This is a genomic window from Micromonospora sp. LOL_014, assembly GCF_048060245.1.
Taxonomy (GTDB): Bacteria; Actinomycetota; Actinomycetes; order Mycobacteriales; family Micromonosporaceae; genus Micromonospora_E.
Map to the genome: position 1 here is coordinate 178,749 of NZ_JBHMIP010000011.1, position 9,647 is coordinate 188,395.

General features: G+C 71.9%; 8 protein-coding genes. 7 read left to right on the forward strand and 1 reads right to left on the reverse strand.

What is annotated here, in order from left to right; genetic code table 11:
- Nucleotides 1-4: 4 nt before the first annotated feature.
- From ACFHW1_RS12620 to ACFHW1_RS12650, 7 genes are all read left to right on the forward strand, one after another.
- Nucleotides 5-1,081, forward strand: coding sequence for a BMP family lipoprotein (locus ACFHW1_RS12620; RefSeq protein ID WP_416615464.1), 1,077 nt, complete (start codon nt 5-7; stop codon nt 1,079-1,081).
- A gap of 82 nt (nt 1,082-1,163) precedes the next feature.
- Nucleotides 1,164-2,765, forward strand: coding sequence for an ABC transporter ATP-binding protein (locus ACFHW1_RS12625; protein WP_416555428.1), 1,602 nt, complete (start codon nt 1,164-1,166; stop codon nt 2,763-2,765).
- Nucleotides 2,762-4,117, forward strand: a complete 1,356-nt coding sequence (locus ACFHW1_RS12630) for an ABC transporter permease (protein ID WP_416555430.1) — start codon at nt 2,762-2,764, stop codon at nt 4,115-4,117. Before ACFHW1_RS12625 ends, ACFHW1_RS12630 begins: the two co-directional genes overlap by 4 nt.
- A 5-nt stretch (nt 4,118-4,122) precedes the next feature.
- Complete coding sequence (locus ACFHW1_RS12635) at nt 4,123-5,400, forward strand: ABC transporter permease (protein ID WP_416555454.1); 1,278 nt, start codon at nt 4,123-4,125, stop codon at nt 5,398-5,400.
- A gap of 100 nt (nt 5,401-5,500) precedes the next feature.
- Nucleotides 5,501-6,310: a cytidine deaminase gene (locus ACFHW1_RS12640; protein ID WP_416555432.1), complete on the forward strand. Its 810-nt coding sequence runs from the start codon at nt 5,501-5,503 to the stop codon at nt 6,308-6,310.
- 121 nt (nt 6,311-6,431) lie between these two features.
- Entirely contained in the window at nt 6,432-7,724 is a 1,293-nt protein-coding gene (locus ACFHW1_RS12645) for a thymidine phosphorylase (RefSeq protein WP_416568234.1), read from the forward strand.
- Between the two features lie 122 nt (nt 7,725-7,846).
- On the forward strand, nt 7,847-8,527 hold the full coding sequence (locus ACFHW1_RS12650) for a DUF4272 domain-containing protein (RefSeq protein WP_416555434.1): 681 nt from the start codon (nt 7,847-7,849) through the stop codon (nt 8,525-8,527).
- An 11-nt stretch (nt 8,528-8,538) separates the two neighbouring features.
- Here ACFHW1_RS12650 and ACFHW1_RS12655 read toward each other — a convergent pair whose 3' ends face one another.
- Nucleotides 8,539-9,486, reverse strand: coding sequence for a putative RNA methyltransferase (locus tag ACFHW1_RS12655; RefSeq protein ID WP_416568230.1), 948 nt, complete (start codon nt 9,484-9,486; stop codon nt 8,539-8,541).
- Nucleotides 9,487-9,647 lie beyond the last annotated feature (161 nt).

Genomic DNA, 9,647 nt, shown 5'->3' on the forward strand with positions numbered 1-9,647 from the left:
TGGGATGCGGATCGTCTCGATGTTCGCGGCGGGTGGGCTGGCGCTCACCGCTGCCGCGTGTGGCGAGGCACCCGATAACGAAGGCACGGACGGCACCGGGGGCGAGGCCACCGAGGCGTACAAGGCGTGCATGGTGACCGACGTCGGCGGAATCGACGACCGGTCCTTCAACGCCTCGGCCTGGGCCGGCATCGAGGCGGCGCAGAGCGAGAACGACGCGGTCGACGGGGACTACGTCGCCTCCAGCGCCGAGGCCGACTACGAGCCGAACCTGACCGGCTACGTCACCGGGGACTGCGACTTCATCCTCGCCGTCGGCGGCCTGATGCGCGACGCGACCATCGCGGTCGCCGACGCCAACCCGGACCAGCAGTTCGGCATCGTCGACGCCACGACCGACCTGGCCAACGTCTACCCGATGCAGTTCGACACCGCCCAGGCCGCGTTCCTCGCCGGCTACCTGGCGGCCGGCTTCTCCGAGAGCGGCATCGTCGGCACCTACGGCGGCCTGCCGATCCCGCCGGTGACCATCTTCATGGACGGCTTCGTCGACGGCGTCGCCCACTACAACCAGGCCAAGAGCGCCGACGTGCAGGTGCTCGGCTGGGACAAGGCGACCCAGAACGGCTCGTTCACCAACGACTTCGTCAAGCAGGACGAGGGCAAGAAGGTCGGCGACAGCCTGGTCGCCCAGGGCGCCGACGTGATCATGCCGGTCGCCGGTGGCGCCGGGCTGGGTACCGCCGCCGCCGCGCAGGCCGCCGGTGGCGCGTACAGCGTGATCTGGGTCGACGTCGACGGCTGCGAGAGCGCCGAGCAGTACTGCGACACCTTCCTGACCACCGTGGTCAAGAACATCCCGGACGCGGTGAAGCAGGCCGTGCTGGCCGGCGCGAACGGCGACGAGCTCAGCGCCGACCCGGGCTACCTGGGGAACCTGGAGAACAACGGCGTCTCGCTGGCCCCGTACAACGAGTTCGACGACCGCGTCTCCGACGAGCTGAAGGCCGAGGTCGAGCAGCTCAAAGCGGACATCATCGCCGGCACCATCGAGGTCACCTCCGACGCGCAGCCGGAGTAACCGGCGGCCGGCGTGCGCGGGGCTGCCCCGGCACGCCCCGCGAGCGACACCCCGCCCCTGTCACCGGGGTCCGTAGACCCCGGTGACAGGGGCGGCTCAGCCATCGACCCTCCGGGCACCCGCCGGTGGCCCGGAGTCTCCCCGGGAGGCTCCGCTGAGACTCGAACTGCGCGGCATCACCAAACGCTTCGGCGACCTGGTCGCCAACGACCACATCGACCTGACCGTCGAGCCCGGCGAGATCCACGCCCTGCTGGGCGAGAACGGCGCCGGCAAGTCGACCCTGATGAACGTCCTCTACGGGCTGCTGCAACCGGACGAGGGCGAGATCCTGGTGGACGGCACCCCGATCAAGATCCGCAGCCCACGGGACGCCATCACCGCCGGCATCGGCATGGTGCACCAGCATTTCATGCTGGTGCCGGTGCTCACCGTGGCGGAGAACGTCATGCTCGGCGCCGAACGCACCCGGGGCGGGCTGCTCGGCTTCCTCGACCAGCGCCGGGCCCGCGCCGAGGTGGTCGACGTCTCCAACCGGTACGGCCTGGCGGTCGAGCCGGACGCGGTGATCGAGGACCTGCCGGTCGGCATCCAGCAGCGGGTGGAGATCGTCAAGGCGCTGACCCGCGACGTCGACCTGCTGATCCTCGACGAGCCGACCGCCGTGCTCACCCCACAGGAGACCGAGGAACTGCTCACCGTCATGCGGTCGCTGAAGGCAGCCGGCAAGTCGATCGTCTTCATCACCCACAAGCTCGGCGAGGTGAAGGCGATCGCCGACCGGATCACGGTGATCCGGCGAGGCCGTACCGTCGCCACCGCCGAACCGACCGCCAGCCGCGACGAGTTGGCCGCGCTGATGGTCGGCCGCAGCGTCAGCCTCACCGTGGACAAGACCCCGGCGCAGCCGGGGGAGCCGGTGCTCGAAGTGGCCGGCCTGGTCGTCGACGACGAGCGCGGCGTACGGGTGGTCGACGGGGTCGACCTGACCGTACGGGCCGGCGAGGTGCTCGGCATCGCCGGAGTGCAGGGCAACGGCCAGACCGAACTCGTCGAGGCGATCATGGGTCTGCTGCCGACCGCGGCCGGCACGGTCACCCTCAACGGCGAGCGGATCGACGGCTGGAGCGCCAAACGGGTGCTCCGTGCCGGAGTCGGCTATGTGCCGGAGGACCGCAGCGTCGACGGCGTGGTCAAAGAGTTCTCCGTCGCCGAGAACCTGGTGCTCGACCTGTACGACCAGCCGCCGTTCGGCTCCGGTCTGGTGCTGCGGCCGGCAGCCATCGCCGCCTCCGCGACCGAGCGGATCGCCCAGTTCGACATCCGTACGTCGTCCGGTCAGGCGGCGGTCGGCACCCTGTCCGGCGGCAACCAGCAGAAAGTGATCGTGGCCCGGGAGCTGAGCCGGCCGCTGAAGCTGTTCATCGCCGCCCAGCCGACCCGGGGCGTCGACGTCGGCTCCATCGAGTTCATCCACGGCCGGATCATCGACGAACGCGACGCCGGCACCGGCGTCCTGGTCGTCTCCAGCGAGTTGGACGAGGTGATCGGGCTGGCCGACCGGATCGCGGTGATGTACAGCGGCCGGATCATCGCCGTGGTCGGACCGGACACCCCACGGGAACAGATCGGCCTGCTGATGGCCGGGGTCACCGGCGGGACCGAGCAAGAAGGGACGCAATGAGCAGCGACAACGGCTCGTCGGCCGGTTCGCCGGACAAGCCGCCCGCCGAAGCCGAGCCGGCGGCCGCCGCGCACGCCGCCGCGCAGGCCGAGGCCGAGCCGTCCGCCGGCACCGGCCCGCCCGCCCCCGACGGCGACTCCCTCGGCCAGCGCTTCCTGCACAATCTGTGGGCCGCCAACACCGTCACCGTGACGGTGCTCGCGCTGCTGCTGGCCGTCGTCATCGGCGGGGTACTGATGATCGTCTCCGACCCGGAGGTGCTCGCCACCTACACCTACTTCTTCGCCCGCCCGGGCGACGCGCTGTCCGCCAGCTGGACCCTGGTCAGCGAGGCGTACGCCAACCTGTTCAAGGGCTCGGTGATCGACCCTTCGGCGGTGCGGTCCTTCGTCGCCGGCGACACCGAGTGGCCGACGGTGTTCCGGCCGATCTCCGAGACGCTGACCTACACCGCGCCGCTGGTCTTCACCGGGCTGTCGGTGGCGTTGGCGTTCCGGGGCGGCCTGTTCAACATCGGCGCCCAGGGGCAGGCGATCATCGGCGTCGTGGTGGCCGCGCTGGCCGGCTTCCTGCTGCCGCTGCCGCTGGTGCTGCACGTGGTCGTCGCGGTGCTGGCCGGGGCGCTCGGCGGCGCGCTGTGGGGCTTCTTCCCCGGCTTTCTCAAGGCCCGCACCGGCGCCCACGAGGTGATCACCACGATCATGCTCAACTACGTGGCGCTGTACTTCCTCACCTGGATCATCGTGCAGCCCGGGGTGCAGAACCCGGACCGGCCGGACGCGATCAGCCGGCCGGTGGACACCACCGCCCAACTGCCCCGGCTGCTCGGCGACGGGCTGCGGGTGCACGCCGGCATCCTGCTGGCAGTCGCCGTCACCGCCGCCGTCGCCTGGCTGCTCAACCGGTCCGCGTTCGGCTTCGAACTGCGCGCCGTCGGCGCCAACCCGGATGCCGCGAGGACCGCCGGGATCAGTGTCACCGGCACCTACGTACTGCTGATGGTGGTCGCCGGCGGGCTGGCCGGGCTGGGTGGCGCCAACATGGTGCTGGGCTCCACGGCGAACGCGTTGACTCCGCTGGTCGCGGCCCAGATCGGCTTCGACGGCATCCTGGTCGCCCTGCTCGGCCGGGTCAAACCGTGGGGTGTCGCGCTGGCGGCGTTGCTGTTCGGGGCGCTGCGGGCCGGCGGCAACGCGATGCAGTCGGGTTCCGGCATCTCACTGGAACTGGTCACCGTGCTCCAGGCGTTGATCGTCATCTTCATCGCCGCCCCCGCCCTGGTGAAGGCGATCTTCCAGCTCCGGGCGGCCCGGTCCGCCCGGTTGCAGACCAGCATGGCGAAGGGCTGGTGACCGCGTTGTCCACCATGATCGCAACTGACGCCCCGGTGGCGGTGACGCAACGGTTCTGGAGCCGTACCCGGATCAGCGGTGCCGTCCTGGTCGCCGCCGGCGTGGTCGCGGCCGCCGTCTTCGGCTCGCTCGCCGCCGAGCAGCAGGCCCGGTTCACGCTCAGCGAGACCGCCGGCGGGGCCGCGCTGCGGATCCCCGGCAACCTGGGCGCGGTGCTGTTCGGCCTGGCGACCCTCGCCGCCGGCGCGCTGCTGCTCAGCCCGTACGGTGCCCGCTGGTTCCGGTGGCTGCTCGGCGTCGGCATCGTCGGCTTCGTGGTCAGCTTCCTCTGCTGGCAGATCTCCACCGCGCCGACCGGGCAGAACTTCATGCCGATGGTCAACATCGTCCGGGGCACCTTCCTGCTGGCGTTGCCGCTGATCTTCGGCTCGTTGGCCGGGGTGCTCTGCGAACGCTCCGGGGTGGTCAACGTGGCCATTGAAGGCCAGCTGCTGATGGGTGCGTTCGCCGGTGCGCTGATCGGCACCATGTCCGGCAACGTCTGGGTCGGGCTGATCGCCGCAGCCCTCGGCGGGGCGTTCATCTCGCTGCTGCTGGCCCTGTTCGCCATCCGCTACCTGGTCGACCAGGTGGTCATCGGCATCGTGCTGAACCTGTTCGCGATCGGTCTGACCGGTTTCCTCTACGAGCGGCTGATGCAGACCGACCAGCCGGCCTACAACCAGCCGCCGCACTTCGGCACCTGGGAGATCCCGCTGCTGTCCGACATCCCGGTGCTCGGGCCGGCGCTGTTCCGCGGCAGCATCTTCCTCTACCTGGCGCTGATCCTGGTCGTGGTGATCAACGTGGCGCTGTTCCGGACCCGGTGGGGGCTGCGGACCCGGTCGGTCGGCGAACACCCGATCGCGGCGGACACCCTCGGCGTACGGGTGCTGGGGCTGCGTTACCGCAACGTGCTGCTGGCCGGCATGGTGGCCGGGATCGGCGGCGGGTCGTACACCCTGCTGCTCTACTCGTTCACCAAGAACATGATCGGCGGCAAGGGCTTCATCGCCCTCGCCGCGATGATCTTCGGCCGGTGGAGCCCGACCGGGGCGCTGCTGGCGTCGCTGTTCTTCGGCTTCGCCGACCAGCTCGGTGCCTACCTGGGGGCGATCAGCAGCGCCATCCCGAGCCAGTTCCTGGCGATGCTGCCGTACCTGGCGACGATCCTGGCGGTAGCCGGACTGGTCGGCCGGGTACGTGCGCCGGCCGCCGACGGCAAGCCCTACATCAAAGCCTGATCAACGCCGGTTACCGTTTACTACTGGCCGGTCAGGTCCGGTCGTACGAACCGGGCCGACCGGCCGGTGGCGGTGGCCGGTGCAGGTGAGGAGGGCAGTCGTGGAGATCGACTGGGTGGAGCTGCGGCGGGCCGCGACCGAGGCGATGCGGCACGCGTACGCGCCGTACTCGAACTTCCCGGTCGGCGCGGCCGGGCTGGTCGACGACGGCCGGGTGGTCGTCGGCTGCAACGTCGAGAACGCCGCGTACGGCGTGGTGCTCTGCGCCGAGTGTGGCGTCGTCTCGTCGCTGCACAGCACCGGCGGTGGCCGGCTGGTGGCGTTGTCCTGCGTTGGCGGGGATGGCCAGCCGCTGATGCCGTGCGGGCGCTGCCGCCAGCTGCTGTGGGAGCACGGTGGGCCGGAGTGCCAGGTCGAGGCGCTGCCGGCGCCGTTGACCGTGGCGGAGCTGCTGCCGCACGCGTTTGGCCCGGCGGACCTCGCGGCCGCCGCGCTCGCCCCAGGCGGCGGCGTCGGCCGGGGCGCCGGTCGTGGCGCGGCGGAGCGGGACCGGGTCGGCCCCGAGCACGTCGGGCGGGCCGACGCCGCCGGGCGCCCGGTGGTGGCGCCGGACACCGCGGTGCCGGCCCGGCTGGCCAAGTGGCGGGGCCGGGGCACCGTCTTCGTACACCCCGATTCGGCCGGCGGCGAGCTGGTCTGGACCGGCTACTGGGAACGGTCCGAATCCACCGGCGAGGCGGCCGGCTCGGGCATCCTGGAGGAGGCGCCGAGCTGGCCGTCTGCCGAGTCGGTGGTGGCCTGGGGCCGGGCGCGCACCCACCGGGTGGTGGTGGTCGACGCCGACGGCGGGGTCTCCTGGGCCGGCGAAGGCGACCCGCCGACCGAGGTGAGCACCCGCTGGACCGGCTGATCGAGCGCGGTAGCACCGCAAGCACCCGGCAGCCGATTTCCTACCCCGCCCTCTCCGGCGTCGCCCGCGACCCTGGAACCATCGTGAAGGTATGACCGATTTGTCTAGTTACAGCACCAAGATGGCCGGCGTCGTCGACGTGATCCGCACCAAACGCGACGGCGGCCGGCTCAGCGACGCCCAGATCGACTGGACCATCGCCGCGTACACCCGCGGTGAGATCGCCGACGAGCAGATGTCGGCGCTGGCCATGGCGATCCTGCTACGCGGCATGGACACCGCGGAGATCGCCCGGTGGACCGCCGCCATGATCGCCAGCGGCGAGCGGCTCGACCTGTCCGGCGTACCTCGGCCCACCGTCGACAAGCACTCCACCGGCGGCGTCGGCGACAAGATCACCCTGCCGTTGACCCCGCTGGTCGCCGCCTGCGGTGCCGCCGTACCGCAGCTGTCCGGCCGAGGGCTCGGCCACACCGGCGGCACCCTGGACAAGCTGGAGTCGATCCCCGGCTGGCGGGCGGACCTGGCCAACGACCGCTTCGTCGACCAGCTGCGCGACGTCGGCGCGGTCATCTGCGCGGCCGGTGACGGCCTCGCCCCGGCCGACCGCAAGCTGTACGCGCTGCGCGACGTCACCGGCACCGTCGAAGCGATCCCGCTGATCGCCAGCTCGATCATGAGCAAGAAGATCGCCGAAGGCACCGGCGCACTGGTCCTCGACGTCAAGGTGGGCAGCGGAGCCTTCATGGCGTCGGTCGCCGACGCCCGGCAGCTCGCCCGCACCATGGTCGACCTGGGTGCCGCACACGGCGTCCGTACTGTCGCCCTGCTTACCGACATGTCCACCCCGCTCGGCCGGGCGGTCGGCAACGCGGTCGAGGTGACCGAGGCGGTCGAGGTGCTCGCCGGCGGTGGGCCGGCCGACGTCGTGGAACTCACCCTCGCGCTGGCCCGCGAAATGCTCGACGCCGCCGGCCTGCCCGACGCCGACCCGGCCGCCGCGCTGCGCGACGGCCGGGCGATGGACACCTGGCGGGCGATGATCGCCGCCCAGGGCGGGAACCCGCACGCCCCGCTACCGGTCGCCGCCGAAACCGAACTGGTCCGCGCCGACCGGGACGGTTACGTCGCCGCGGTCGACGCCCGCGCGATCGGGGTGGCCGCCTGGCGGCTCGGTGCCGGCCGGGCCCGCAAGGAGGATCCGGTCAGCGCCGCTGCCGGGGTGATCCTGCACCGCCGGCCGGGGGAGCCGGTCCGGGCCGGTGACCCCCTCGTCGAGCTGCGCGCCGACGCCCCTGACCGGATCGCCGACGTGCTGCCGGCCCTCTCCGGTGGGTTCGGCCCGACGGATCCCGTTCAGCTCACCGACGCGCCATCGACGACCACCCAGCTGGTCGTCGACCGGATCGCCTGATCCGCTACGACCGGCGTACCGATACCCCTTGTCGTGGTACCCGTGACACAGAGCGGATATCCTGCCTCGCCGGGGGTCCGTTCAGGAGAGAAGCCGACGCCGACTAGCAGGGAACGAAGGCTGTGACCGTACTCGCTCCTGACCCCCGGGCCATTCGCGCGGAGAGTCTCGACGAGCTGCGCCGGCTCCGCCTACCGTTGCCTCCGGCCGGCTTTCCGCTGGTCTGGGAGCCGGGCGACGGGGTCGAGCTGCGGCCCACCCCGGAGATCGAGGCCCGCACCGCGATCCTGCATCTGGTGCTGGCCCGCTGCTTCGGGATGCCACCGCAGGCGGCGATGAGCTGGCTGCTCAACTCGCATCTGGTCGAGCTGGTCACCCCGCCGGAGTGGCAGTTCGTCATCGGGGGGCGCGGCGACCACCGCTCGTTCGTCCTGCACCACGACGCGATCTTCGCGTTGGCCTGGGTGCTGGGGCTGACCCGGCATCTCGACCCGGTCGCGGTCTCCGACGACCGGCTGATGGCGTTGCTGCCGAACCTGGCGGCCGGCGAGACCTTCGCCCAATGGCGCTCCCGGACCCTCGTCGCCCCCCGCGACGCGGCCGAGGCCGCTGTACTGCTCGACTTCTACTACTGCCTGGACTGGGGCTACCTGGAAGCGGAACGGCGGGGCGACCCGTTGCCCGGGGTGGTGGACGCCAACGCCATCGGGCAACGGCGGTGGGCCCTGGAATGGGCGGTCGTTCTCCGTGGCCCGTACCACGACGCACCGCCCGGCTGGGAAGAGGTCGACCTGTCGACCTGACCGGTCCTCAGTCAGCTGCCCGGCCGGCAGCGGTAGATCGCCAGTTGGACGGCGGCGGTGACGGTGACCGGTTCTGGCAGCGCGGCGATCGCCGAGGCCAGGTCGGCCGGGTCGGTGTGCCGGGCGCTCGGTCCCATCCGTACCAGCGCGGTGACGTCGCGGTGCGACAAGCGCAGCCGTCGGCGCAGGACGTGCAGCGCGACCCGGTCGAAGTGGTGCCGTAGCGCCGCGCCGGTACGGTCGTCCTTCGCCGGGTCCACCCGGAGCAACCCGAGGGGGCCGATCACCTCGGCGAGATGGTCGGGCAGCGGGGTGACCACGACCAGCGCGCCGCGTGGCCGCAGGATCCGGGCGAACTCCCCGCCGTTGCGCGGAGCGAACACGTTCAGCACCAGGTCGGCGCAGGCGTCGGCGACGGGCAACGGTCGCCAGGTGTCGCAGCGGACCGCGGCGGCCGACGGATGGGCGCGGGCGGCCCGGCGTACCGCCGCCTTGGACAGGTCCAGGGCGAGTCCGACGGCGCCGGGCAGCGCGTCGAGCACCGCCGCGAGGTAGGCCCCGGTCCCGGCGCCGGCATCGACCACGATCGGCCCGGCCCGGTCGTCCGGAGTCGGCCTGCCCGCGCCCCGGTTGTCGGGGGCTCGGTTGTCGGGGGCCGGGCTGCCCACCGCCTCGACCAGCCCCGTGGCGACCACGTCGAAATGTCCGGTTTGAAGGAACTCGTCGCGGGCGGCGACCATCTCGGCGGAGTCGCCGGCGTGCCGGGCCCGGCCGGTCACCAGGTCCACGTAGCCCTGCCGGGCCACGTCGAAGCTGTGTCCAGCCGGGCAGCGCAGCGCCCGGACAGCGCCGTCGGCGTTGCCGTTGGTGCCGCCCGCGCGGGGGACGCCGCCGTCATGGGCGGCGAGCGGCGCGCGGCAGACCGGGCAACGCAGGTACGGCAGTACGTCGGTGAGCATCGTAGACATCCTGCCTGGCTGGTGACCGGCACCCGCGCCGGCATCGGCAATACCCGTGTCCCGTGCCGGAGTGCGACGTTGAAACCTACTACCCTCCACCCATGGTGGCTGTTTCGTTGGCGGAGATCGTTCGGGCGCCGAAGGTGCTGCTGCATGACCAT

Excerpts from the sequence above, each read along its gene's own strand:
- ACFHW1_RS12620 (WP_416615464.1), top strand. The coding sequence starts at position 5 with ATGCGGATCGTCTCGATGTTCGCGGCGGGTGGGCTGGCGCTCACCGCT.
- ACFHW1_RS12630 (WP_416555430.1), top strand. The coding sequence starts at position 2,762 with ATGAGCAGCGACAACGGCTCGTCGGCCGGTTCGCCGGACAAGCCGCCC.
- ACFHW1_RS12645 (WP_416568234.1), top strand. The coding sequence starts at position 6,432 with ATGGCCGGCGTCGTCGACGTGATCCGCACCAAACGCGACGGCGGCCGG.
- ACFHW1_RS12655 (WP_416568230.1), bottom strand. The coding sequence starts at position 9,486 with ATGCTCACCGACGTACTGCCGTACCTGCGTTGCCCGGTCTGCCGCGCG.